Origin of the sequence: Streptomyces mobaraensis, assembly GCF_020099395.1 — a bacterium.
In the GTDB taxonomy this organism is placed as follows: Bacteria; Actinomycetota; Actinomycetes; order Streptomycetales; family Streptomycetaceae; genus Streptomyces.
This window is the reverse complement of record NZ_CP083590.1, coordinates 7,499,161-7,523,385: the sequence shown is the minus strand read 5'-3', so window position 1 is coordinate 7,523,385 and position 24,225 is coordinate 7,499,161. Positions and strand designations below refer to the sequence as shown.

The window sequence follows — 24,225 nt, the reverse complement described above, 5'->3', positions numbered from 1 at the left end:
CGACCGGTACATCCGCGAGACGGCCGGCGACACCGGCGGCACGAGCACCGCGGACGAGCTCCACAAGCTGTCGGAGATGCGCACCCGAGGCGACATCACCGACGAGGAGTTCCGCCTGGCCAAGGAGCGGATCCTGCGCTGACCGCTCGAAGGAGACACCGGCGGCCGTACGGCGCGGCGGGGTGACCTGTACGATCACCGGCGCACCGTCAGCGTTCCGGACCCCACGGCTACGGCACCCCGCAGCGGTCGCCGGGCGGCGTGTCTCCACAGAGCGGAGAGAACGTGTTCATCGCCTACATCACGGTCACCGTCCTCGGCGCGGTCTTCAACGGCGCCGCCGCCGTCACGTACCTGATCGGCCACGAATACCCCAAGTCCCAGGCGGACATGAAGGGCATACCCCGCAAGTACGTACCGGTGCTGGGCCTGTTGCTGGCGGCGGGCACCGTGGGGCTGGTGGCGGGGCTCGCGGTGCCGCTGCTGGGGACCCTCGCCGCATCCGGTCTCGTGCTGTACTTCATCGGTGCGGTCATCGCCCACCTGCGGGTGGGTTCGCGCGACATCGTGGGCGGGATCGTGTTCCTGGCCACCGCCGTGGCCGCCCTCGTCCTGGGGCTGTCGTACCACGGCGCTTGGTGAGCGGCGGGCTCGGCCGTCTCGGGCCCGCCACCGCGGGATACCCTTGCGCGGGGGCTCCGGCCCGCGGCGACCGCGCACAGCGCAGGCCGGTCCCCCCGCCGGCCGGTCCCCTCCGGGCCGCCGCGCCGGGAAGCAGTCAGAGCGGGGGCCCGTATCCATGCAGCGCACCACCTCCACCGGCCGGACCGGTCACGGGCGGCGGCCGGACGACGAGGTGGGGCTCGCGGTGCTCCTCCGGGCCTGGCGGGCGCGGGTGGGGCTCCGGCAGGGGCTGGGCCGGCCGCTGCCGCAGGTGGACGTCGCCGCGCGGATCGGCATGAGCGAGCGCTGGTACCGGGACCTCGAACGCGGCGCCACCCCGCGCATGGACGCCCGGACGCTCGCCGCCCTGTCGGACGCCCTCCGCCTCTGCGCGGACGAACGGGCGGCCCTCTTCCTCCACGCCGCCGGCGGCGAGCTCTTCCCCGCCGTGTCGCCCGCCGACGCCGACCTGGCACCACTGCGACGCCTGCTCGACCAGCGGCCGGAATGCCCCGCCTACCTCACCGATAACGCGTGGAACGTCCTCGCCCACAACGAGGCCATGGCCGAGTGGTTCCCATGGGTCCGACGCCCCGGGGCGAACCTCATCCGCTGGGGGCTCCTCTCCCCCGAGGCCCGCGAGCGACTCGCCGACTGGCCGCGGCACGGGCGGGCGTACCTCGCGATGCTGCGCTACGCCATGGCCCAGTACCCGGCCCACCCCGAGCTCGCGGAACTGCTGCGCACGGCCCTCGCCGACCCCGCGTGCCGGCGGATCTGGGACGACGGCCCGGTCGTCGTCGCCCACCGCGACGGCCACACGTTCCGCCTGAGCGGCGTCCCCCGCTTCGCGCCGCGCACGGTCGACGTCGTCGCCCGGGTGCTGCACCCGGTCGGCTGTCCGGGATTCCGGCTCACCTTCCTCGAACCGGCGGCGTGATCCGGGACGGCGCGTTCGTCTCGTGGAACCTGTCCGAGTACTGCGCCCTCTTCCCCGGCCGTCCGGCCCCGGACGAACCGGCCCGCTCCCGCCGCGTCGAAGCCGTCGACATCCGCGGCACCGTCGCGACGGCCACGATGACGCTCCGGCACGGCGTGGACACCTTCACCGACGTCTTCCTGCTGGTACGCGGGGCCGACGGCCGGCGCATCGCCAACAAGGCGTGCCACCGGCGGCGGTCCTGAGGGTCGCGCCCGGCAGGGTCAGCCGCGGGGCGCGGAGCCCGGCCCCGGGTCCCGGAAGGCGTCGCGGTGGCGGGCGGGGCTGAGGCCGCGGACCCGTTTGAAGGCGGCGCTGAGCGCGAAGGCGCTGCCGTAGCCGACCTGCCGGGCGACGGACGCCAGGGTGGCGTCGGAGGAGGCGAGGAGGTCGGCGGCGAGGGAGAGGCGCCAGCCGGTGAGGTAGGCCATCGGCGGTTCGCCCACCAGCTCGGTGAAGCGGCGGGCGAGGACCGCCCGGGAGACGCCGACCTCGGCGGCGAGCGCGGCGACCGTCCACGGCCGGGCGGGATCGGCGTGCAGCAGTCCGAGGGCGGGTCCCGCCACCGGGTCGCCGTGGGCGCGGTACCAGGCCGGGGCGGCGGCGCCCTCCCGGGTGAGCCAGGCGCGCAGCGCGCCGATCAGGACGAGGTCGAGCAGCCGGTCCAGGACGGCGGCCTGCCCGGGTTCGTCGCGGCCCATCTCCTCCTCCAGGAGCGGCAGCAGGGGCGAGTGCCAGGCGCCGGCGGCCAGGTGCAGCACGTGCGGCAGGGTGTGCAGCAGGCGGCGGCCGACCTCGCCGGCCAGCTGGTAGGTGCCGCTGACGAGGACGTGCGCCGCGCCGGGGCGCTCGCCCCAGGTCCGTACGCCGCGGTGGAGTTCCGCGCACAGGGCGGCCCCGGCCGGGTCGGTCGCCAGCTGTCCCGGGTGGATGACCGCCCGCGGTTCCGTCGTGGGGTGGTCGGCGACCGTGTACGGCTCGGGGCCGCGCACGACGGCCAGGTCGCCGGGGCGCAGCCGCACGGGCGGCCGCCGGTCGTGTGTGATCCAGCCCTCGCCGCGGAACATGGTCAGGACGGTCAGCGGCGCCTCGTCCCGGACGCGGATCGCCCACGGCGGGTCGAACACCGAGCGCAGCAGGAAGGCGCCTTGGGCCCGGGTGCCGGCCAGGAGCGCGCCGAGCGCGTCCCCGCCGGCCGGTGCGGGGTCGGCGGGACGCTCGCGTATGCGGCCGAGGTCCTCGGCCATGGCCGGGGGCGGGCCCGGCGGGTTGACTTGCGGCATGGCACTGCGAACGGGGGTTATGGGAATGTCGGTTGTACGCATGGCGGTCCTGTTCGGGGCGGTGGTGACCACCGGGCTCGGCGCCGGGCTCTTCTACTCGTATGCCTGCTCCGTGATGCCGGGGCTGGCCCGCGCCGACGACCGGACGTTCGTCGACGCGATGCAACGGATCAACGTGGCCATTGTCAACGGCTGGTTCATGCTCTCCTTCCTGGGCTCGCTGGCGCTGATCCTGCTCGCCGGCGTGCTGGAGTGGCGCGGTGGCGGCCGCACGGTGCTGCTGTGGATCGGGGCGGCCGCCGCGTTCCAGCTCGCCGTGCTGGTGATCACGGGCACGGTCAACGTACCGCTCAACAACAAGCTGGCGGCGGCCGGTTCCCCGGAGCACATCACCGACTTCGCCGCCGTCCGCGGCGCCTTCGAGTCGGTCTGGGTCCGGTGGAACCTGATCCGCGCCCTGGCCTCCACCGCCTCCTTCGCCTGTGTTTCCTGGGCCCTCGTGCTCGCCGCCCGCACTCCGGCCGCCGACTGAGTTCCGTTCCCCTCTTCCCCCGTCGCACCGGGTCGTTCCGGCGACCGGCAGAACATTGCCGGTCGGGATCCGTTGACACTCTCTCGTCGGGATTGCGAGTCTTTTTCTCACCGAGTCCTGAGAAATCGCTGGTCACACGCCCGTGAGGTGGGGTGGCGCACAGCGCCCCATGCCCGATTTCCTTTCGGATCGGACATCCCACCGAGTGCTGTTCCAGGAGCGATCTCGCATGCCTTCTTCGACGTTTTCCCGGCGCGGGCCGGCCCCGCGGCGAACCGCGGTCCACCAGGACGGAAGGCCCGATTCCGAGGAGCCGGCGGCGGCGCGGCGGGCCGACCGGCGGGTCATGGCACTCGCCTGCCTGCTGGTGTTCACGGCGCAGATGGCGACGACCGTCTACCTCCCGTCCCTGCCCACCGTCGCCGCCGACTTCGGGATCTCGCGGGGTTACGCGGCGCTGTCCGTCTCGGCGTTCGTGATCGGCGCCGCGGCGCCGGTGGTCCTGTGGGGTGCGGCCGCGGACCGTTACGGGCGGCGGGGGCCGCTGCTCGTCGCACTGGCGCTGTTCGTGGCCGCCGGCGTCCTCGTCGCGCTGGTGCGGTCGCCCGAGGCCCTGCTGGTGCTGCGCGCGGCGCAGGGCGTCGGGGCGGGCGGTGCCGCGATCATCGCCCGCATCCTGGTGCGCGACCGCTGGAGCGGCGACGAGCTGGCCCGCCGCCTGTCGGTGCTGTCGGTGGCGTTCATCACCGCGATGGGCGGCGGGCAGTTCCTCGGCGGCCTGATCGGCAGGTACGCCCACTGGGAGGTGGGGTTCGTCGTCCTCGCCGCGGTGGGCTCGGTGGCGGCGGCGCTGACCTTCGCCGTGCCGTTCGCGCCGGGCCGGGCCGTGCGGCGGCCCTCGGAGGTGCTGCGGATCTGCCTCGCCATCGGCGGGCGGCCGGGGTTCCTGCTGCCGGCTCTGGCCGGCGGCGCCGGGTTCGCCACGATCGTGCTGCTGCAGGAGGTCGCTCCGTTCGTCTTCCGGGAGCGCTTCGGGCTCACCGCCGACCGGTACGGGAGCCTCGGACTGCTCCTGGGCGCCGCCTACTTCGCCGGGGCGATGACCGTCAACCGCCTGGTGGGCCGGGTGGGCGCGGGACGGCTCATGGCCGCCGGGGCGGCCGTCATGACGGCGGCGGGCGCGGCGACGGTCGTGCTGTGGTCCGTGCCGGGACTGCCGGACGGCGGCGCCCTGGCGGTGTTCGTGGCGCTGTACTGCGTGACCACGTTCGGGCAGTCCGTCCTGTTCCCGAACAGCATGGCCGCCGCCGTGAGCGACCGGCCGGGCGACGGCGCCTACGCCGTCTCCCTCTGCGGCTTCCTCCAGCAGTCGATGGCGGGCGTCGCCGCGGCCGGCGCCGCGCTGCTCCACGCGGACCTGGCCTGGGCCGCGGCCACCGCCGCGCTCGGGGCGGCGGCCTGGCTGCTGACCTGGCTCCTGGGCCGGGTCGGCGCCGCGGCGGCGGCTTCGGGCGGCGAGGCGTCCCCGGGGGCGGAGGACGGGGCGTAGCCCGGCCCGCACCGTACGACGGCAGCGGGCCCGGCCCCACCGGAGCCGGGCCCGCCGTGGCCGGATCCTTCGTGGCCGGATCCGTCGTGCCTCAGTGGCCGCTCTCCCTCAAGGCGATGCCCTGAAGGTTGTAGACCAGGCCCTCATTGGACTCGGCGAGGGAGCGGTGCAGCACCTGCACGTGGACGTCCAGCGGTGTCCCGGGCTCGATGCTGTGGCCGGTCGCCGGGGATTCGATGACGAGGTGTCCGTCCTCACTGCCGTCCTTCACCACCGTGTACCAGTGGTCGGTGACCGCCGGGTTGAACCGGCTGCCGGCCGGCAGCCCGTCGAAGGAGAGCCGCCACTGCTGGACGCGGTTCTCGCTGGCGGCGAGGGTGAAGGTGTACGACCAGACGTAGCCCGTCGCCTCGGGAGGCCAGCTCTGCTCGAACCCGTTCTTCGTCTTGATGGTGACGTCGATCTTCGGCGGGCTCACCTTGGTCGTGACGCTTCCGGCCTTGTCCGGTGAGGTGTTGACGACGTCCGGCGTCTCGATCTTCGACGTGCTGGTGATGTCACCGGTGAAGCCGCGTTCGATCGTGCCGGTGACGCGGATGACGGCCGCGCCGCCCCGGGGCAGGTTCAGGGGCTGGACGAAGTCGCCGCCGGAGATGGTGCCTTCGCCGGCCGTGGCGCCTCCGGAGAGCTGGGGCGTCTCGAACGCCGGTCCGGTGAGCCGCGGGGCGAGGGTGCCGGTGAGCCGGGCGGCCGGTACGGCGTCCGGGCCCTTGTTCTCGACCGTCATCGTGTAGGAGATCTGCTTGCCCGCGTCGGCCGTCGCCGGTCCCCGCATGCCCAGGGGGACTTCGGCGGACGGCGGTGCCGTGACCGTCGTCGTGACGGAGTCGGAGTAGCGCGTCGCGATGTTGGCGCGCGTCTCCGAGGTGACGGTCGCGTCGCAGGTGATGCTGCCGCTGCCGCCGGTGGCGACGGTGCCGTTCAGCGGGATGACGGCCGTGCCGCCCACCGGGAGGTGCAGCGGTTGGGTGAACGTCCCGTCCGTGATGGTGCCGGTGCCCGCCGTGGCGCCGCCGCCGAGTTCGAGCGGCCCGAAGGTGGCTCCGGTCACCTCGGTCGGGAGCTTGCCGGTGACCTTCGCGTCCGGGACGGCGTTGGGGCCCCTGTTCTCGACCGTGATCCGGTAACCGATCGGCGAGCCGGCCTCCACCGTCTGCGGACCGGTCATCGCCAGCGGGAACTCGGCGGGGAGCGTCACTTCGAGGTCGCGGACCTCGTAGTTGTTGGTGAGCGCGCCGGTGGCGGCCGACAGGCCGAGCTTCAGCGTGGCCGGGAGCGCGGCCTGCCCCGGCGCGTTCCGCAGGTCGTAACCGTCGATCAGGCGCTGCCAGTTGTTGTCCTTGCGGACGGAGACCGTCACCTTGCGGTCGATGACCGAGAGCAGGATGCGGGTGGGGTTCTCCCGGCCGAGGCTCAGCGGCGGCAGGGCCGCGCCGACGAGGTAGCGGTAGCCGTCGTACCCGTCGCCCGAGCCGCGCAGCACGGCGTTGTCCGGGCGCGTTCCGGGCCCGGTGTCACCCGCGTCGCCGGGGTTGGAGAACGAGCCGTGCTGGTCGACGCCGATGCCGACGTAGCCGTGGGAGACGCCGGGCCGCCGGTCCGGCTTCCCCTTGCGGTAGCAGGCGTAGCCGAGGGCCCCGCCGGGGCCGCCCACGCCGGTCTCGTGCGCGCCGTCGATGAGGAAGAACGACATGCCGTCGGCCGGGTCGGCGCCGCCGTAGGCGGCGAGGTCGAACTGCACCGAGATGCCGTCGCTGCTGGGGAAGGCCACGTTCAGCAGGGCGGTTCCCGCCTTGAACGTCTGCGCCGGCGTGAGACTGAGCCAGCCCTGGCCGGTCATCCGCGCGGAGCCGTACAGCTTCCAGTCGGGCGGAGTGGCGGAGCCGGCGAAGGACTGCTTGTAGGGGAATAACGACATCCCGGTACCTCCGTGGCGAGGGAGCGCGTGCGGACGGGTCGCGGACGTGTGAACGTGCGGACGTGCCGACGCGCGGACGTCCGTGACGCCGCGAACGTACGGGTGCGCCCGGCGCGCCCGCACCGGCGGCATCCCGCCACCGGTGCGGGAACCGGCCCGTCCGGCCGCGGGGGCGCCCAGGCGGCGCACCGGCCCGCCGCGGTGGCCCGGCAGCGCGCCCGGCGCACCCGGAATATGCCCCTGACCATGGCCGGAACCGGGTCCGTAACCGTTTCTGCCGCCAGGGGCCCGGAGCGTCATTGGCCGGCTTTGGCCCCTGGCCGCGCCCGCCCGGCCGCGGGCGGGCGGGGTGAGCCCGGTCTCACTCGGACGGCGGCTCTTTCCTATGAAACGAGTTGCATAGATGATCCAGGGCATGGCGCTCGAGCACGCGATCCTCGTTTCCCTGCTGGAGAAGCCGGGCTCCGGCTATGAGCTGGCCCGGCGGTTCGAGCGGTCCATCGGCTACTTCTGGACCGCCACCCACCAGCAGATCTACCGGGTTCTGAAGCGGATGGTGGGCGACGGCTGGATCGACGTCCGGGAGGTGCCGCAGCAGGGCCGGCCGGACAAGAAGGAGTACTCGGTGGCGGCCCCGGGCCGCGAGGCGCTCGCCCGCTGGCTGCGGGAGCCGGTCGAGCCGGAGGGCCTCCGGCACGACCTGGCGGTGAAGATCCGGGGCGCGGCCTTCGGGGACCCGGCCGAGCTGGTCGACGAGGTCGAGCGGCACCGCCGGGTCCACGCCGAGCGGCTCGCCCACTACCTCGCGGGCGAGCGGCGCGACTTCACCGGCCCCGAGGCGCCCCCGGCGCTCGACACCGGCCAGGAGCTCCAGCACGCCGTCCTGCGGGGCGGGATCGCCTACGAGCGGATGACGCTCGCCTGGCTGGACGACGTCCTCGCCACCCTGCACCGCCTCACCGCCCCGCACCGCATCGGCTCCGCGCCGCGGTGAGCGCGCCCGACGCCAGTCAGCCCCCCGATCCCTCATCCCCCGAGCCGGAAAGGCGTACCTCCATGGCCATGGCCGACCCGCTGCTGTTCAACCCGCGCACCTACGACCCGGCGCACTTCGACCCCGAGACCCGCCGGCTGCTGCGCGCCACCGTCGACTGGTTCGAGGAGCGCGGCAAGCGCAAGCTGATCGAGGACTACCGCTCCCGCGCCTGGCTCGCGGACTTCCTCGCCTTCGCCGCGAAGGAGGGGCTGTTCGCGACGTTCCTCACCCCGGCCGAGGCCGCCGAGGGCGACGGGGACAAGCGCTGGGACACCGCCCGGATCGCCGCGCTCAACGAGATCCTGGGCTTCTACGGGCTCGACTACTGGTACGCGTGGCAGGTCACCATCCTCGGCCTCGGTCCGGTGTGGCAGAGCGACAACGCCGCCGCCCGCGCCCGCGCCGCGGAACTCCTGGCGGACGGCGAGGTGTTCGCGTTCGGCCTGTCCGAGAAGACGCACGGCGCCGACATCTACTCCACCGACATGCTGCTGGAGCCCGACGGCGAGGGAGGCTTCCGGGCCACCGGCTCGAAGTACTACATCGGCAACGGCAACGCGGCCGGCCTCGTCTCCGTCTTCGGCCGCCGCACCGACGTCGAGGGCCCCGACGGTTACGTCTTCTTCGCCGCGGACAGCCGGCACCCGGCGTACCACCTGGTGAAGAACGTCGTCGACTCCTCGAAGTTCGTCAGCGAGTTCCGGCTGGAGGACTACCCGGTCCGTGCCGAGGACGTGCTGCACACCGGCCGCGCCGCCTTCGACGCGGCGCTGAACACGGTCAACGTCGGCAAGTTCAACCTGTGCACCGCCTCGATCGGCATCTGCGAGCACGCGATGTACGAGGCCGTCACCCACGCGCACAACCGCATCCTGTACGGCCGCCCGGTCACCGCCTTCCCGCACGTGCGCCGCGAGCTGACCGACGCCTATGTCCGCCTGGTCGGGATGAAGCTGTTCAGCGACCGCGCGGTCGACTACTTCCGCTCGGCCGGCCCCGACGACCGCCGCTACCTCCTCTTCAACCCCATGACGAAGATGAAGGTGACCACGGAGGGCGAGAAGGTCGTCGACCTGATGTGGGACGTCATCGCGGCCAAGGGCTTCGAGAAGGACAACTACTTCGCGCAGGCCGCCGTCGAGATCCGGAGCCTGCCGAAGCTGGAGGGCACGGTCCACGTCAACCTGGCGCTGATCCTCAAGTTCCTCCGCAACCACCTGCTGGAGCCGGCCGGGTACGAGCCCGTGCCCACCCGCCTCGACGCGGCCGACGACGCGTTCCTCTTCCGCCAGGGCCCGGCCCGCGGCCTCGGCTCCATCCGCTTCCACGACTGGCGGACGGCCTTCGACGCGTACGCCCACCTGCCCAACGTGGCCCGCTTCCGGGAGCAGGCGGACGCCCTGTGCGCGTTCGTCACCACCGCCGCGCCGGACGAGGAGCAGAGCCGCGACCTCGATCTGCTGCTGTCGGTCGGCCAGTTGTTCGCCCTCGTCGTGCACGGCCAGCTGATCCTGGAGCAGGCGCGCCTGACGGGGCTGGACGAGGACGTGCTCGACGAGCTGTGCGCGGTGCTCGTCCGTGACTTCTCCGCGCATGCGGTCGAGTTGCACGGCAAGGACTCGGCGACCAAGGCGCAGCAGGGGTGGGCGCTGGGTGCGGTGCGTCGTCCGGTTGTGGACGAGGGGCGCTCGGCGCGGGTGTGGGAGCGGGTGGAGGCGCTGTCCGGGGCGTACGAGATGGCGCCGTAGGCGACGGCTGTCGCCGGGGGTGCCCCAGTCCCGCCCTTTCACCGTTTCTTGCGGGGGCAAGCCCCCGCCCCCCCAAACCCCGGACGGGCTGAATTCAGCCCGTTGGGGGTACCCCCTCTGGGGGAGTTTGAGGACAAGGGGGTCTGGGGCGCAGCCCCAGGAAACGGTGAAGGGGCGGGGCTGGGGACCAGAACCTCAGCCGCTCACCGGCGTCCACCGGATCCGCGTGCTGCACAGCGACACCACTCCCGCCGCCACCGCCACCGCGGCGAAACCCCAGGCCAACCCACTCGCGTTGGCGATGAAGCCGATGAGGGGCGGCCCGGCGAGCAGGCCCGTGGTGCCCATCGCGGCGACCAGGGTGAGGGAGTCGGAGCCCTGCCGGGCCGCCGCCGCGTAGACGCAGGGGGTGACGGCCGCGATGCCCAGGCCGACGCAGGCGAATCCGGCGAGGGCCGCCGCGACGCCGCCGCTCAGCAGGGCGAAGGCGAGTCCGGCGGCGGCGAGGGCGCTGCCGAGGAGGACGACGCGGCCGTCGCCCCAGCGGTCGCGCCAGCCGTCGGCGAAGAGGCGGGCGACGACCATCATTCCGGAGACGACGGCGATGCCCAGGGGCGCGAGTCCGGCGGACGCGTCGGCGACGTCCTTCATGTAGAGGGTGGACCAGTCGTTCATGGCGCCTTCGGTGACGGTGCCGAAGGCCATGGCGGAACACATCCAGAGCGTGATCCGGGACGGCAGGACCCACCGTCCGCGCGTCGGCTTCTTCTCCCCGGCCTCCTCCGGCCGCGGCTGCTCCTCCGTGAGGAGTCCGCCCCGCGCCGACGCGTTCAGCAGGACGAGGAGGGCGGCGGCCACGCCGAAGTGTGCCGCGACCGACGACGTCACCGCGGTCATGCCGGAGGCGAGGAGCGCGGCGAGCAGGGAGCCGCCGCTGAACGTGGCGTGCAGCCGGGCCATGGCCGTGCGCTCGAACCTCGCTTCGAGGGCGGCGCCCTGGGCGTTCATGGCGACGTTCAGGCAGCCCACGCAGACGCCGTCCACGCCCAGGACCAGCAGCGCCACCGGGTAGTTCGGTGCGGCGGCCAGGGCCGGGAGGAGCAGGGCCAGGGCGAGTTGCGACAGCAGGGCGAGCCGCCGGGAGCCCAGGCGCTTCATCAGCAGCGCCACCAGGGGGAACGACACCGCCGCGCCGATGCCCGCGGCCATCAGCAGGACGCCGACCTCGGCCGTGGACAGGCCGAGGTCCGTCTTGAGGGCCGGGATCCGCGCGGCCCAGGTGGCGTACTGGAAGCCCAGGGAGCAGAACAGCGCGACGATCGCCAACTGGGCGCGCTGGAAGGGGTCGTGGGGTCGGAACACGTACATCAGCTCGCTTCGTGGTGCACGGGCGGGCCGTGCGGCGCCGGCCCGCCCGGTCGGGGGTCCTCTGGGTCGTCGGCGGTCACCGGCCGGGACATGTAGACGGCGTGCGGGCCGTAGCCGTCGGGCAGCGTCACGTCCGGGTGCGCGGCGAATCCGCGGGCCGACCAGAACGTCTCGCTGCCGCCGACGGCGACGAGCGAGATCCGTTCGTCCCCGCGCGCCCGGGCGGTGCGCGTGAGGTGCCGCAGCAGGTGCCGGGCCAGCCCCCTGCGGCGCAGGTGGGGTGCGACGACGATGTCGTGCAGGTGCAGGTTGGCGGCCGGGTCCGCCGGCGCCCCCGGCGCTTCCGGCACCTCCGGCCGGGTCAGGTCCGGGCAGCGGAACGCCGGGTACGGCAGGGCCAGCAGGTAGCCGGCCGGCCGGGAGTCGACGTCCAGGACGAAGCAGGTGGCCGGGGAGGCGTCCGCGCGGGAGCGCAGCGCGGCGGGCCCCTCGGAGAGGCCGAGCGCGGTGTAGGCGCCGGCCTCCAGGGCCACGACGGCGTCCCAGTCGCGTTCGGCGATGCCGCGGACGCGGATGCCGCCGCTCACCGGTCCCACTCCGCTCCGTCGTCCGCGCCGCCGGCGCAGGTGTACGGCAGCGGGGCGATCCCGTTGAAGCCCTGGGTCATGTAGCTGGTGGCGTAGGCGCCGCAGGACAGCACCCAGACCGGGTCGCCCGAGGCGAGGTCGCCCGGCACCTCGACGGGCGCGTGCCCGGGCGTGTGGGCGTCGTCGCTGTCGCAGGTGGGCCCGGCGAGGACGGCGCGGACGTACGCGGCGTCGTGGTGCCCGGGGAACACCAGCCGGTACTGGAGCGCGTCCATCTCGTACAGGCCGTTGAACTTGCCGACGCTCAGGTACAGCCAGTGCTGCCGGCCGCCGTCCGGGCGGGGGCGCTCGGCGAGGCGGACGACGTGGGCGCGGACGGCGCCCTGGTCGGCGACGAGGTGACGGCCGGGTTCCACGACGAAGTCCAGCGGCGCGCCGTGGATCCGCCGCAGCGCGGCCATGCCCTCGCGGATGGCCGCGAAGATGGCGTCGAGCGGCGGGTCGAGGGGCATGCCCCGCCGGTCGAGGTAGCCGAGGGCGGGCAGGCCGCCGCCGAGGTTGACGTGGTCGAGGGTGATCCCGCGCCCGCGCAGGACGGCCAGCACCTCGCCGAGGGCTGTCAGCGCGTCGCGCCACGCCTCGGCCGTCATCTGCTGGGAGCCGACGTGCACGGAGAGGCCGGCCGGGGTCAGGCCGAGCTCGCGGGCGCGTTCCAGGACGCGGACGGCCTGGCCGGGCGGGCAGCCGAACTTGTGGGTGAGGCCCCACAGCGCGCCTTCCCCGCTGGTGGCCACGCGGCAGAAGACGCGGGCGCCGGGGGCGTGGCGGGCGAGGGCCTCCACGTCCTCCAGGCTGTCGGTCGCGAAGTCGCGGATGCCGAGCCGGTGGGCGTGGGCGATGTCCCGGTCGGACTTGACGGTGTTGCCGTAGTGCATGCGGCCGGCCGGTACGCCCGCGCGCAGCGCCTGTTCCATTTCCGGCGGGCTCGCGGCGTCGACGCCGGCGCCCGCGCGCGCCAGGGTGGCGAGCACCTCGTCGACCGGGCACGCCTTCATGGCGAACCGCACGTCGACGTCCGGGAGTTGGCGGCGGAGTTCGGCGTGGCGGGCGCGGATGCCGTCGAGGTCGAAGACGATCCGGTCTTCGTCGGAGGCGGCGAGTGCCGCGAAGAGCGGGGTGGCGGCGGGGCTGTCGCACAGAGTCGTCGCGGCGCTCATCAGGGCCGTCCCGAGGGGGTGCGGACGACGGGGGTGGTGCGGGCGGCGTGGACCAGGGCCTCCCATGCCTCGGTGAGCAGGGCGAAGTCCTCGATGTCGCGCCGGGCCTCGTCGAGGAGGCGCTCGCGGCGGCCGGCCAGCAGGTCGGCGAACTCCGCGTACCGGCCGCCGAGCCGGCGGTAGGCGGCGTCGAGGGCGTCGAGCCGCCGGACGTTCCCGGCCCGGTCGAGGCCGGCGCTCTCCCGGGCGAGTGCGGCGACGACGGAGGCCCGGACCCGTCCGCGGCCGTCGAGCAGCGTGTCGCCGGCCTCGGCCATGCGGGCGTAGACGGCGTTGAAGTAGAGCATGGACAGCAGGAACTTGGCGTAGCGCAGCTGGTAGGCCGTGAAGCCGGTGTCGGTGCGGCGCTCGCCGGTGTAGTAGTTGACGATGTGGCGGTTGTGCAGGACGCCGGGGAGTCCGGCGTCGTGGACGAGGTGGATGAGGAAGTAGTCGCTGCCGATGGTGTCGGTGGCGGGCGGCAGCGGTACGCGTTCGTGGACGTCGTGGAAGGCGATGTTGCACATGTCCACGCGCATCGGGTCGACGAGGGTGAGCAGGGAGCGGTCGCCGCGGAAGGGTTCCGTGCCGGCGCCGCGGAAGGACTCGGCGACGAGGTCGCGCTTCTGCTCGGCGGTCCAGTCCTCGGGTGCCCAGAGGCTGACCACGTCGTGGTAGACGGCGGGGTCGAGGGACTCGATCTCCCCGATGTCGACGGAGAGTTCGCCGATGAAGGAGGCGCCGACCATGGCGACCCGGCGGTCGAGGTGCTCCGGGGCGAGGGCCGTCGCGGTGACGTCGGCGCCGGCGTCCGCGGCGCGCCGGCCCAGCGACGTCAGCTCGTGGTGGATCGGGTACACCGGCTCGCCGTCGAGGGTCTGGTACCGGCTGTCGGAGTCCCTGCGGTGGACGGAGTCGCAGCCGAGCGCGGCGGCGATGAGGAACGCGCGGTTGGTGCAGGCGCCGTAGGAGAGGCGGTCCGGGAGCATCAGGTCGAGCAGCAGCTCGGGCTTGGGCCCGCCGGCGTCCGCGATCACCCGCCGGAGGAAGTCCCGCTGCGCGGCCTCGTCGAGGTGGTGCGCCGTGATGCGCGGGTGCGCGGGCAGCCGGCGGACGGCCTCGGCGTGGGCGGCGGCGTCGGCGGGCGCGCAGGAGTCGAGGACGAGCAGGTGCACCTCGACGTCGAAGTGCTCGACGGCGTGGGCGGCTTCGCGCCCGACGGCGGCGATCGTCTCGGCGCAGGGCCTGTTGGTGGGCAGGGTCAGACAGATTCCGCGCATATCTCTTCCTCGGTGGCCCAGCCGGTCTCGGCGGTCGTGGCGGCGTCGGCGGCTCCGGGGGCGCCGGCGTCCTCCCCGGTGGATCCGCCGTGCCAGGTCCGCAGGCCCAGCAACTTGGCGCCCAGGTCGTTCAGTTCGGCCCGCCCGTAGCGCAGGGACTCGTGCCGGACGGCGTCGCCGAGGAGGGTGGCGTTCCAGTCCGGCGTGGCGAGGTCGCGCCAGGAGGCGATCCGGGAGGCGCGCAGGGCCCGGTGGTTCTCCAGCGCGGGCATCATGGACAGGTACTGGACGGCGCGCACCCCGTCCTCCGACGTGTTGGGCGCCACTCCGTGGGCCAGCAGGCCGTTCCAGATGAGCAGGTCGCCGGCGCGCAGTTCGGGGCGGACGACGGGCATGTCGTCGCGGTCGATGCGGGGCCGGAGGGGGTCCCGGTCGTCGGGCTGGAGGGCCTTCCAGCGGTCGAACCGGCGGAAGAGTTCGGGACAGCACTGGAAGCCGCCGACGTCGGGCCGGGTGTCGTCGAGGGCGACGATGCCCTGGACGCGCTGCGGGAGGATGCCCTGGGAGGTGTCGACGTCCCAGTGCAGCTCGATGTCGAAGCCGCGTTCGCGGCGTTCGATCAGGGAGCGGGAGCGGTTGCGGACGTTGGGCGGGTTGAGGTTGAGCCGGTCCAGGGTCACCCACAGCTCTTCGCAGTCCCACACGTCGGCGAAGGCGTCGTAGACGCGCCGGGTCTGCCGGCTGTCCCAGATGAGCTGGTGGTGGTAGGCCTCGACGAAGCCGTAGACATGCAGTTCCCGGTCCAGGTCGGAGCGCCATTCGCGGTCCTGGTACCAGGTGTCGGGCCGGGCGGGGTCCATGCCCTGGAAGTCCCAGGCGAAGTCGAGGAGGCGCCGGGCGGCGGCCGCGGGGATCGCCTCGCGGACGATGACGTAGCCGTAGGTCTGCCAGAAGGCGAAGTCCTCCTCGGACAGCACTCTGAGGGGCCGTCTCTTCTGAAGGTCCCTCAGTTGGGTGCGCGCGAGGTAGGTCTCGCCGTCCGCGCTGAAGTAGGGGAGGTCGGTGACGGCTCGGTGGAGGTAAGGGTCAGCGGTCGGCATGCGGTACTCCGGATCCTTTCTGTCGCCCCCCGGATCTGGGAACGCCAACGGTGCACGGTGGGCGCGAGGGGCGCCGGCGCATGCCGGGGCCGCCTTCGCGCAGGGGTGGGTCGCGGTCCGGCCGGTGGGTCCGGAACGCGGGACGGCCGGGGCCGTCCGTCAGGGAGTGTGGGGCGGGAGCCGGTCGCGGCTCGTCACGCCTCCGGGAACGGCGCCCGTCTCGGGCCGTGGTCCCGGGCGCCGCCGGGGGGGCCGGTGAGTCCGTGTCGGTTCTTCCGGGCCGCGCGCCTCACGCGCCCCACGCTGTATGTGCACCCGATCAAGGTGGACTAGACCAACTCCGAATGTCAACATCCGAATTGAGATCATTTCACACGCTCATGATCCATTCGCCCGCTCTGCGCGGGCGCGCGTGAGGCCCCGTCAGGCCGCGAACGAACCCCGCAAACCCGGACGTTGTCCGTCGAAGTGATGCCGCACACCCTCTTGACACATGCGGTTAACCTAAGCGCACCCTTGTTGGTCTATACCAAAGCCATCGAGAGTGTCGCCGCCGCTCCGCCGACGCCTTCGCTGGCCGCTCCCCCACCGAAAGGCACCGGCCGATGTCCTCCAGTCAGCACAGCAACGCGTTGCGGCGACTCGCCCTCTCCGTCCTGCAGCCGGGTTTCGTGGGCACCGAGGCGCCGGACTGGGTGCTGCGGGACATCGGCGACGGGCTGGCCTCCGTCGTCCTCTTCTCGCGCAACATCGTCTCCCCCGAGCAGGTCGCCCGGCTCACCGAGCGGCTCCGGGCGGAGAACCCCGATCTGGTCGTCGCGATCGACGAGGAGGCCGGGGACGTCACCCGGATCGAGTCCGGGACGGGTTCCACCCGGCCGGGCAACCTCGCCCTCGGCACGGTCGACGACACCGGGCTGACCGAGGCCGTCGCCGCCGACCTGGGCCGCCAACTGCGCGCCGCCGGGGTGAGCCTGGACTACGCGCCCAGCGCGGACGTCAACTCCAACCCGGACAACCCGATCATCGGCGTCCGGTCCTTCGGCTCCGGCCCGGCGGTGGTCTCCCGGCACACCGCCGCGTGGATCCGCGGGCTCCAGTCGTCCGGCGTGGCGGCCTGCGCCAAGCACTTCCCCGGCCACGGCGACGTCGCCGTCGACTCCCACCACGACCTGCCGGTCTACGGCGCCGGCCGGGAGGAGATCGCCGCGCAGGCTCTGCCGCCATTCCGCGCCGCCGTGGACGCGGGCGTCCGCGCCGTCATGAGCGGCCACCTGCTGGTGCCCGCCTACGACCGCGACCTGCCCGCCACGCTGAGCCGGCGGATCCTGCTCGACCTGCTCCGCGGAGAGCTCGGCTTCGACGGCCTGATCGTGAGCGACGCCATCGAGATGGGCGCGGTCTCCGGCCCGCACGGCATCGGCGGGGCCGCGGTGAAGGCGGTGGCCGCCGGCGTCGACGCCGTCTGCGTGGGCGGCGAGAGCGCCGAGGAGTCCACCGCCCGCCTCCTGACGGACGCCCTCGTGGACGCGGTGGTCCGCGGCGACCTCGCCGAGGAGCGGCTCGCGGAGGCGGCCGGCCGGGTGCGGTCGTTCGCGGACTGGTCGGCGGGGCTGCGCCGGGCCGCCTCCGCCGGCGGGGCCGACGGGGACATCGGGTTCGCCGCCGCCCGCCGCGCCCTCCGGCTGACCGGGGCCGTGGACGCCGCGCTGCCGCTGTCCGCGCCGCCCCACGTGGTGGAGCTGGCCCCCGCCACGAACCTGGCCATCGGCAAGGAGACCCCGTGGGGCGTCGCCGGCCCGCTGAGCGAGCGGCTGCCCGGGACGACCTCCGTCCGGCTGTGCCCGCAGGACCTGGCCGCGCCCGACGCCGCGCTGGAGACGCGCGCGCTGGGGGCGGCGGTGGGCCGGCCGCTGGTCGTCGTCACGCGGGACGCCCCGCGCCACGCGTGGATGAGCCGGGCGCTCGCGGACCTCACCACGGCGCGTCCCGACGCGATCGTCGTCGAGATGGGGCTGCCGGGGGCCGAGGCGCCGGGGGCGGTGCAGATCTTCACCCACGGCGCGAGCACGGCTTGCGGGGTGGCCGCGGCGGAGGTGCTGGCGGGCAAGCGCTGAGCCCTCCCCCGCCCCACTCCTTCACCGTTTCCGCCAGGGCCGCGCCCCGGAGCCCCGGCCTCGCGGCCGCGCCGCGAGGTCCTCACCCGCCGGACGGGCCGGAACGCAGCCCGGCCAGCCGCTCCGCCACCTCCCCCGCGTCGGACGGCGGGACGCGCAGCGCGACATGGTGGTCGGGCCGGACCAGCAGCAGGTCCCGGGCCGCCGGTTCCTCCTGGGCGCGGACCAAGCCGCCGAATTCTCCGGCCAGTTCGCGCAGCGCCGGGCCGTCCGGGCCGCGCAGGGTGAACCACGGGCCGCCCTCGCCGCGCCGTACCCCGCCCGCACGCTCGCCCGCGTCGAGGCCGCCCCACGCCAGCGAACTCCACGGGTAGCCGACGCGCAGCGTCGTGGTGTCCTCGGTGACGGCGGCCTCCGTGCCCACGCCCGCCCTGCGCACGCCCTCGCGTACCGCGCCGAGGCGCTCGTCGGTCAGCCGCAGGGTCCACGCGGCGACCGGCAGGCGCTCCTCCTCGTAGGTGTCGAGCAGCGGCTCCGCCGCCTCGCCGCGGTGCACGAGCGCCAGCTTCCAGCCGAGGTTGAAGGCGTCCTGGATACCGGTGTTCATGCCCATTCCCCCGGCGATGGAGTGGACGTGCGCGGCGTCGCCGGCGAGGAAGACGCGGCCGACGCGGAACCGGTCGGCCATGCGGACGCTGATGCGGTAGACCGAGGTCCACCGCACGTCGGTCAGGCGGACGTGCGGCATGCGGGCGTGGCGGTCGAAGGTCCGCTGGAAGGACTCCTCGGAGGGCGGCAGCACCGCGCCGTCGGCGTCGCGCTCGGGCGCGGCCTGGAGCTGCCAGTGGTCGCTGCCGCGGAAGGGGCAGAGCATGATGCCGCCGTCCTCGTCGAACCACTGGTGCCAGTAGGCCGGGTCGAGCCCGTCGGCCCGTACGTCGCCGATCACCATGCACTCCTCGGCCTCGGTGGCGCCTTCGAAGGAGAGGCCGAGGAGCTTGCGGACGGACCCGCGCCCGCCGTCGCAGCCGACGAGCCGGCCGGCCCGGATCCGCCGGCCGTCGGCGAGGGTGGCGGTCACCCCGCCCTCGTCCTGGAGCAACCCGGTGAGTTCACTGCCCAGTTCGACCTCGACGCCGAGCCGGGCCAGGCGCCCGCGGAGGATCTCCTCGGTCCGCCACTGCGGGAGGAGCAGCCCGCTCGCGTACGGCGTGTCGGCCGTCGGGGTGTTGTTCTCGAAGCTCACGTAGTCGCTGACGGGGACGCCGCCGCGGTATTTGCGCAGGGTGATGTGCTCGATGCCGGAGGCGGTGGCCTCCTCGCCCACCCCCAGGTCCTCGAAGATCTCCCTGCCGCGCTGGTTGAGCCCCTTGCCGCGGGACTCCCGGTGGAACGCCGGCGCCTTCTCGACGACGCGGACGGCCACGCCGGCGCGCGCCAGCACGATGGCCAGCGTCAGCCCCGTGGGCCCGGCGCCGACGATCAGTACCGAGGTGTCCGACGGGGCGGTGGTGCGGGTCATGGCGGTTCCTTCCCCCGGTGAGCACTGAGGCGACGCCCGCTGTCCGCACGCGCCGCCCCGCCATGAAAGCCCATCGGCCCCCGAAAAGGCAACTCAGTAATGATTGATTCTCGGTAAGCCGACCGAGGGGGTGGCGCACCAGGGCGTCAGCGGCTGGAGAGCGTGGTCGGGCGCTCGGGTCGGTTTTCGGTCTCGGCGGCCGGCGCCGGACGGCCTGAATTCGCCGTTCCGACCGTGAGGTATACCTGCACGGCGCCGGCCCAGACGAGGGCCGAGCCGAAGAGGTGGAGGACGACGGCCAGGGCGGGCAGACCGCTCAGGGACTGCATCAGGCCGATGCCTCCCTGCGCCACGACGGCGATGAGCAGGAGCACGGTCTTCTGCCGGGCCAGGGCGTGGCCGCGCTTGGGCAGGACGGACAGCAGGTAGACCAGCAGGCCCAGCACGGCGGCGCCCAGCAGACCGTGCAGCGTGGTGACGAACCTCCAGTTCAGGGGCATCCGGGAGACGTCGGACGAGTCACCGGCGTGCGGGCCGGTGCCCGTGGCGAGGGTGCCCACCAGGATGAGGAGGGCGTTGGCGGCGACCAGGGCGACGGTGGCGGGGCGGACGGCCGGCGGCATCGGCACCGCCGGTCTCGCCTCCTCTCCGTGCCGCCGGACCCGGTGCCAGGTGACCACCGCGGCCGTGAGCAGCAGCATCGCGGCGAGGAAGTGCGCGGCGACGATGTACGGGCTGAGCTTCATCTTGACGGTGAGGCCGCCGACCAGCGCGTTCAGAACGACGATCCAGAACTGCGCCCAGCCGCCGCGCAGTACGGAGGGCATCGGGGTGCGCTGGAGCCGCGCCGCGACGATGACCCAGCCCACGATGGCGCAGAGCACGCCGGTGAGCAGGCGGTTGCCGAACTCGATGGCACCGTGCATCCCCATCTCCGCGGTCGGGGCGAGGGTGCTGTCCGAACAGGCCGGCCAGTCCGTACAGCCCAGACCGGAGCCGGTGACGCGGACGACGCCACCGGTGACGACGATGCCGATACTGGCCACGACCGAAAGGAGCGTTGCCCATCGGACGCTGCGGGGCGCGAGCGTATAGCGGTCGGCGAGCCAGGAGAGAGGTGTGCGCACGATGATCCCTTTCGTGCTCCGTGATACCTGGGCGTCAGCGTACGCGCGGGGTGGTGGCAAGGGTGCCGTTCTGGACAGGACCGGCGGGGCCCACCGCCACCCGGGGGCCCACGGCGGGCGCGGTCAGCCGTGGTCGTACACCGTGACCGGTATCCCCCGGTCCGTCAGCCGCGCCCGTATCAAGGGCTCCACCCGCTCCCAGCGCCCTCCCGCCAGGCCGCAGCCGATGCGGGGCATGTGCACGGAGGCGCCGAGCCGGGCGGCCTCGTCCGCGAGCTTCGCCAGGGCCGCGTCGATCGCCTCGTAGCGCACGGGCACACCACTGCCGCGGCCGGTGCGTATGCCGCGCTGCCCGACCATGTTGGCGATCCACAACTCCCGTCCCACCGGCACCATTTTCACGGCGCCGAGGCCGAAGTCGTTGTCGGCGCGGGCGCGGTGCCAGCGCCGGTACTCCCGCTCGGGCTCCGGCCAGCGCCGCGAGAGCGCCACGACGAAGCCCTTGCCCCAGCCGCCCAGGTCGTTGCAGACGTGCGCGATCACCCGGGGCCCCTTGCCCCGCGGTGCCGTCGCGTCACCCCGTACGTATGCGATGTCCGTTGCCACGCCCGTCCCCCTGTCCGTTCCCATGTCCGCAACGGTAGGGGGTACCACTGACAATCCGGCTCCGTCGGCGGCCTCCGGCAGCCCCGTCGGGTCCCTCGACCGACACGGCGACCCCGTCGCCGGTCTCCGCGCAGTCCGTCACCCGGTGTCCGCGCCGCAGGTCCGCGCCCAGGCCGAGGGCGCGCCGCCGGAGCAGTTCCGTGGTGCGCGCCTGCGGGATCGTGAGCGTGAACGGGAAGTCGGTGTCCAGCCCCCGGAAGTCGAGGCGCTCGTCGAGCACCGCGAAGTGTCCGCTGGGGATCCGGCCGCCTTCGGCCAGCAGGTCCCGGTGGGCGTCGCGGAGGGCCAGGGTCTCGATCGTCCGGGGGTGGACCGTCAGCGCCCGGGAGCGCGGGTCGATGCCCGGATCCCGCTCCAGGACCACCGTGGGGACGCCGGCCACCCGCAGTTCACAGGCCAGCCACGACCCCGTCGGCCCGCCGCCGACGATGACGACGCTCTGTTCCATGGCTTCGCTCTCCCTCATCGAATTCACCGGACTCACCCCGAACTCGCCGGAACTGACCGAATCGTGAGTCTCTATCACTGACCAAGACCGCCTGCGCCCAAGATACAATCGATCAGTGACCAAGAAGCAAGGGACGGCCGACCGCTCCAAGGTCGGCATCACGCTCGACCACGTGGTCGGCGCGGCGTTCGACGTCCTCGACAGGGGCGGCATCGGCAAGCTCTCCACCCGGGCGATCGCGGCGGAGCTCGGTGTCAGCATGAACACCGTCATGTGGCACATCCGCAGCAAGGACCGGCTGCTGGACGCGATGGCGGAGGCCGTCCTCGGGGAGGTCGGGCTGGAGGACCTGCCCGAGGAGTGGGACGAGCAGGCGGCCGAACTGCTGGGGCGGCTGCGCCGGGCGATGCTCGGGCACCGGGACGGCGCCGCGCTCGTCGCGGGCACGTTCCCCGCGGAGCCGCGGACCCTGGCGGTCGCCGACCGCCTGCTGACCGCGCTGCTGCGCGGCTGCCCCGACCGCCGGTCGGCCGCGTGGACGGCCTGGAACCTCTTCTACTTCACCCTGGGTCTCGTCCAGGAGGAGCAGGCCGTGCCCGCCACCGGCGCCCGCGACCGGCTGCGCGCGGGCGTGGACGTACGGGAGTTCCCGGGGCTGGGCGCCGCGCTGGAGGACTTCCTGTCCGTCGATTTCGAGGCGCGGTTCCGGTTCGGGGTGGGGCAGATCCTCCGCGCCGCCGCGCTGCCGGCGGCGCCCGGTGGCCCGCCGGGTCAGGGCAGGGGCATCAGCCGGTAGAAGACGGTCGCGACGAGCCGGCGGGCGAAGGCGGCGTCGAGCGGTCCGGGGCGGAAGAGGACGCGGTAGATCATCGGCGCCACCAGGTGGTCCATCACGGTCTCCGCGTCCGGTACGTGCTCGCCGCGCTCCGCCGCGCGGTCGAGGATCAGCTCGACCTGGTCGTGCGCGAAACCGGAGCACTGGCCGGCGTGGGAGCCGTCCGGGTCGCCGGCGAGGGCGTCGCGGATGTACGAGCGGCCGGGCGGGGACGACATCTCCTCCAGGAAGGCCACGGCCCAGTGCTCCAGGTCGGCCCGCAGGTCGCCGTGGTCCGCCGGGGGCGCCTCCGGGCGCAGGCGTTCCACCGCGACGTCGGAGAGCAGCTCCTGGAGGTCGCCCCAGCGGCGGTAGACGGTCGAGGGGGTCACCCCGGCCCGGGCCGCGACGAGCGGCACGGTCAGGGTGGCCCCCTCGGCCTGGAGTTCGCGTACGGCCCGGTGGACGGATTCCTGGACGCGGGCACTGCGGCCGCCGGGGCGTACGGCGGGTCTGGGGCTCATGACCCCAGCTTAACGCGACTTCATTGCGCGATGAGCTGGGCGGCGGCACGGTCCGGCGCCAGGCCCGGCCTGCCCGGTACGGCCTCGGTTCGCTCCAGGGCGTGACCGACGCCGAGGAGGGTCGCCTCGTCGAACGGCCGTCCGATGAGCTGCATGCCGACCGGCAGCCCCGCCCCGTCGAGCCCGACCGGGAGGGAGAGGGCCGGCAGACCGGTGATGTTCGCCGGGGCGCACAGCCGGACGTAGGCGTCGGCGACGGTCTCGGTGGTGCCGTCGGGCCAGCTCACGGTCTCCGTGTCCCGGGGGACGGCGGTGAGCGGGACGGTCGGCGCGGCGACGACGTCCACGGCGTCGAAGAGGCGCTCCCACTCCTGCCGCATGAGGGTGCGGGCGCGCTGGGCGCGCAGGTAGTCGCCGGCCGGGACGAGCCGCCCGGCCTCCAGCAGCGGGTGGACGTCGGCGCCGTACAGCTCGGGGGACGAGCGGAGGGTCTCCTCGTGCACCGCGCTCGCCTCGGGCACCATCAGCCCCCACTGCGTGGCCTTGACGTGCTCGGCGAGGGGGATCTCGACGTCGACGAGGCGCGCCCCGAGGTCCCGTAGCCGCTCGATCGCCGCGCGGACCGTCTCCTCCACGGCGGGGTCCACCCGGTCGAAGTAGTGGTTGCCCGGGACGCCGACGCGCAGGGAGCCGAAGTCGGGCCGCCACTCGACGGTCTGACGTCCCGTCAGGGCCGCGAGGACCAGTCCGGCGTCCCGGCTGGTACGGGTCAGGGTGCCGACGTGGTCCAGCGACCAGGAGAGCGGGACCACCCCGTCGACGGGGACGAGCCCGTACGTGGGCTTGAGGCCGACGACGCCGTTCAGCGCGGCGGGGACGCGGACGGAGCCGCCGGTGTCCGTGCCCAGCGCGAAGGTGGCCGCGCCGGCCGCGACGGCCACCGCCGAGCCGCCGCTGGAACCGCCCGCCACCCGGCCCGGCGCCCAGGCGTTGTGGGTCTGCGGGGTGGTCAGCCCGTAGGCGAACTCGTGCGTGTGGGCCTTGCCCAGCAGCACCGCCCCGGCCTCCGCCAGGCGCGCGGCGACGGTGCTGTCCCGGAGCGCCGTGTGGTGCTCGCGGACCCGGGAGCCCGCCCTGGTGGGCACGCCGGCCACGTCGATGAGGTCTTTGAGCGCCATCGGCACGCCGTGCAGCGGCCCGCGCCGCCGCCCGGCGGCGAGTTCGCCCTCCGCGCGGGCGGCGGCCCGGCGCGCGGCGTCGGCGAGGACCTCGGCGTAGGCGTTCAGATCCGGCTCGACGGCCTCGATCCGGGCGAGGACGGAGTCGGTGAGCTCCACCGGCGAGAGGTCCCCGGCCGCGACGGCGTCGGCCGCCTCGGCGAGCGTCAGCTCATACGGCCGCATCGGCGCGCTCTCCTTCCAGGGGGCGGGCGTGCGGAGAGCGGTCGGCGGCGGCCGGCCGGTACGCGACCCCGTCCGGCCGGTACTCCGCCGCGGGCCGGACGCCGTCGAGATCGAGTCCGCGCAGGGCGCCGAGGACGGACAGGACGTGGTCGGCCGTGGCCGCCACGGCGGCGGTCCGGCCGGCCGTCTCGGGCGGGCCCGGGTCCGGTGTGGTCATGACGTGCCTCCACCTTCCATGTAAAAGC

The 24,225-nt window shown here is 74.0% G+C and carries 23 protein-coding genes and 1 pseudogene; 10 read left to right on the top strand and 14 right to left on the bottom strand.

What is annotated here, in order from left to right:
- Positions 1–10 precede the first annotated feature (10 nt).
- The 4 genes and pseudogenes from K7I03_RS33025 to K7I03_RS33010 form a co-directional block, all read left to right on the top strand.
- Complete coding sequence (locus tag K7I03_RS33025; protein ID WP_398858604.1) at positions 11–142, top strand: SHOCT domain-containing protein; 132 nt, start codon at positions 11–13, stop codon at positions 140–142.
- Positions 143–285: 143 nt separating this feature from the next.
- Entirely contained in the window at positions 286–642 is a 357-nt protein-coding gene (locus tag K7I03_RS33020) for a DoxX family protein (protein WP_185943065.1), read from the top strand.
- A 157-nt stretch (positions 643–799) separates the two neighbouring features.
- Positions 800–1,603 carry a helix-turn-helix transcriptional regulator gene (locus K7I03_RS33015; protein WP_185943066.1) on the top strand — a complete coding sequence of 268 codons (804 nt, stop codon included), beginning with the start codon at positions 800–802 and terminating at the stop codon, positions 1,601–1,603.
- Positions 1,603–1,848 (top strand): annotated as a pseudogene (locus K7I03_RS33010) (nuclear transport factor 2 family protein); the annotation flags it as partial. The gene K7I03_RS33015 and the pseudogene K7I03_RS33010, both read left to right, overlap by 1 nt.
- An 18-nt stretch (positions 1,849–1,866) precedes the next feature.
- Here the strand turns inward: K7I03_RS33010 and K7I03_RS33005 are convergent.
- On the bottom strand, positions 1,867–2,889 hold the full coding sequence (locus K7I03_RS33005) for an AraC family transcriptional regulator (RefSeq protein ID WP_185943176.1): 1,023 nt from the start codon (positions 2,887–2,889) through the stop codon (positions 1,867–1,869).
- A gap of 61 nt (positions 2,890–2,950) precedes the next feature.
- Between K7I03_RS33005 and K7I03_RS33000 the strand changes: the two genes are divergently transcribed.
- Together K7I03_RS33000 and K7I03_RS32995 are read left to right on the top strand one after the other, a co-directional pair.
- On the top strand, positions 2,951–3,457 hold the full coding sequence (locus tag K7I03_RS33000) for an anthrone oxygenase family protein (RefSeq protein WP_185943067.1): 507 nt from the start codon (positions 2,951–2,953) through the stop codon (positions 3,455–3,457).
- Between the two features lie 346 nt (positions 3,458–3,803).
- Positions 3,804–5,006 (top strand): MFS transporter, encoded by a 1,203-nt coding sequence (locus K7I03_RS32995; RefSeq protein ID WP_185943068.1) that lies wholly within the window; start codon positions 3,804–3,806, stop codon positions 5,004–5,006.
- Positions 5,007–5,097: 91 nt separating this feature from the next.
- On the opposite strand, the gene K7I03_RS32990 is transcribed toward K7I03_RS32995, so the two are convergent.
- Positions 5,098–6,984 (bottom strand): DUF11 domain-containing protein, encoded by a 1,887-nt coding sequence (locus K7I03_RS32990; protein ID WP_185943069.1) that lies wholly within the window; start codon positions 6,982–6,984, stop codon positions 5,098–5,100.
- Between the two features lie 415 nt (positions 6,985–7,399).
- Between K7I03_RS32990 and K7I03_RS32985 the strand changes: the two genes are divergently transcribed.
- Together K7I03_RS32985 and K7I03_RS32980 are read left to right on the top strand one after the other, a co-directional pair.
- Positions 7,400–7,978: a PadR family transcriptional regulator gene (locus tag K7I03_RS32985; protein WP_185943070.1), complete on the top strand. Its 579-nt coding sequence runs from the start codon at positions 7,400–7,402 to the stop codon at positions 7,976–7,978.
- Positions 7,979–8,046: 68 nt separating this feature from the next.
- Positions 8,047–9,768, top strand: a complete 1,722-nt coding sequence (locus tag K7I03_RS32980; RefSeq protein WP_185943177.1) for an acyl-CoA dehydrogenase family protein — start codon at positions 8,047–8,049, stop codon at positions 9,766–9,768.
- 195 nt (positions 9,769–9,963) lie between these two features.
- Here K7I03_RS32980 and K7I03_RS32975 read toward each other — a convergent pair whose 3' ends face one another.
- From K7I03_RS32975 to K7I03_RS32955, 5 genes are read right to left on the bottom strand one after another with little or no spacing between them, the layout of a single operon-like run.
- Positions 9,964–11,136, bottom strand: a complete 1,173-nt coding sequence (locus tag K7I03_RS32975; protein WP_185943071.1) for an MFS transporter — start codon at positions 11,134–11,136, stop codon at positions 9,964–9,966.
- Positions 11,136–11,723 (bottom strand): GNAT family N-acetyltransferase, encoded by a 588-nt coding sequence (locus K7I03_RS32970; RefSeq protein ID WP_185943072.1) that lies wholly within the window; start codon positions 11,721–11,723, stop codon positions 11,136–11,138. Before K7I03_RS32970 ends, K7I03_RS32975 begins: the two co-directional genes overlap by 1 nt.
- Entirely contained in the window at positions 11,720–12,940 is a 1,221-nt protein-coding gene (locus K7I03_RS32965) for a type III PLP-dependent enzyme (protein ID WP_185943073.1), read from the bottom strand. Before K7I03_RS32965 ends, K7I03_RS32970 begins: the two co-directional genes overlap by 4 nt.
- On the bottom strand, positions 12,940–14,259 hold the full coding sequence (locus tag K7I03_RS32960) for a DUF6271 family protein (RefSeq protein WP_185943074.1): 1,320 nt from the start codon (positions 14,257–14,259) through the stop codon (positions 12,940–12,942). The genes K7I03_RS32965 and K7I03_RS32960 overlap by 1 nt, the downstream gene beginning before the upstream one ends.
- Positions 14,241–15,359, bottom strand: a complete 1,119-nt coding sequence (locus K7I03_RS32955) for a phytanoyl-CoA dioxygenase family protein (RefSeq protein ID WP_185943075.1) — start codon at positions 15,357–15,359, stop codon at positions 14,241–14,243. Before K7I03_RS32955 ends, K7I03_RS32960 begins: the two co-directional genes overlap by 19 nt.
- Positions 15,360–15,964: 605 nt before the next feature.
- Here K7I03_RS32955 and K7I03_RS32950 point away from each other — a divergent pair.
- Positions 15,965–17,476, top strand: coding sequence for a glycoside hydrolase family 3 protein (locus tag K7I03_RS32950; RefSeq protein ID WP_185943076.1), 1,512 nt, complete (start codon positions 15,965–15,967; stop codon positions 17,474–17,476).
- Between the two features lie 82 nt (positions 17,477–17,558).
- Here K7I03_RS32950 and K7I03_RS32945 read toward each other — a convergent pair whose 3' ends face one another.
- The 4 genes from K7I03_RS32945 to K7I03_RS32930 form a co-directional block, all read right to left on the bottom strand.
- Positions 17,559–18,998: an FAD-dependent monooxygenase gene (locus tag K7I03_RS32945; protein ID WP_185943077.1), complete on the bottom strand. Its 1,440-nt coding sequence runs from the start codon at positions 18,996–18,998 to the stop codon at positions 17,559–17,561.
- Positions 18,999–19,144: 146 nt separating this feature from the next.
- Positions 19,145–20,125, bottom strand: a complete 981-nt coding sequence (locus K7I03_RS32940; RefSeq protein WP_224347345.1) for a COX15/CtaA family protein — start codon at positions 20,123–20,125, stop codon at positions 19,145–19,147.
- A 123-nt stretch (positions 20,126–20,248) separates the two neighbouring features.
- Positions 20,249–20,755 carry a macro domain-containing protein gene (locus K7I03_RS32935; RefSeq protein ID WP_185943078.1) on the bottom strand — a complete coding sequence of 169 codons (507 nt, stop codon included), beginning with the start codon at positions 20,753–20,755 and terminating at the stop codon, positions 20,249–20,251.
- Positions 20,700–21,239, bottom strand: a complete 540-nt coding sequence (locus tag K7I03_RS32930) for an FAD-dependent monooxygenase (RefSeq protein WP_313772159.1) — start codon at positions 21,237–21,239, stop codon at positions 20,700–20,702. Before K7I03_RS32930 ends, K7I03_RS32935 begins: the two co-directional genes overlap by 56 nt.
- Before the next feature lie 115 nt (positions 21,240–21,354).
- Here K7I03_RS32930 and K7I03_RS32925 point away from each other — a divergent pair, with 115 nt between their 5' ends.
- Positions 21,355–22,035, top strand: a complete 681-nt coding sequence (locus K7I03_RS32925) for a TetR/AcrR family transcriptional regulator C-terminal domain-containing protein (protein WP_185943079.1) — start codon at positions 21,355–21,357, stop codon at positions 22,033–22,035.
- On the opposite strand, the gene K7I03_RS32920 is transcribed toward K7I03_RS32925, so the two are convergent.
- From K7I03_RS32920 to K7I03_RS32910, 3 genes are read right to left on the bottom strand one after another with little or no spacing between them, the layout of a single operon-like run.
- Entirely contained in the window at positions 22,011–22,577 is a 567-nt protein-coding gene (locus K7I03_RS32920; protein ID WP_185943080.1) for a TetR/AcrR family transcriptional regulator, read from the bottom strand. The two genes, K7I03_RS32925 and K7I03_RS32920, sit on opposite strands and share 25 nt — an antisense overlap.
- Before the next feature lie 20 nt (positions 22,578–22,597).
- Positions 22,598–23,980, bottom strand: coding sequence for an amidase (locus K7I03_RS32915; protein ID WP_185943081.1), 1,383 nt, complete (start codon positions 23,978–23,980; stop codon positions 22,598–22,600).
- Positions 23,967–24,197 carry a hypothetical protein gene (locus tag K7I03_RS32910; protein ID WP_185943082.1) on the bottom strand — a complete coding sequence of 77 codons (231 nt, stop codon included), beginning with the start codon at positions 24,195–24,197 and terminating at the stop codon, positions 23,967–23,969. Before K7I03_RS32910 ends, K7I03_RS32915 begins: the two co-directional genes overlap by 14 nt.
- Between the last annotated feature and the right edge of the window lie 28 nt (positions 24,198–24,225).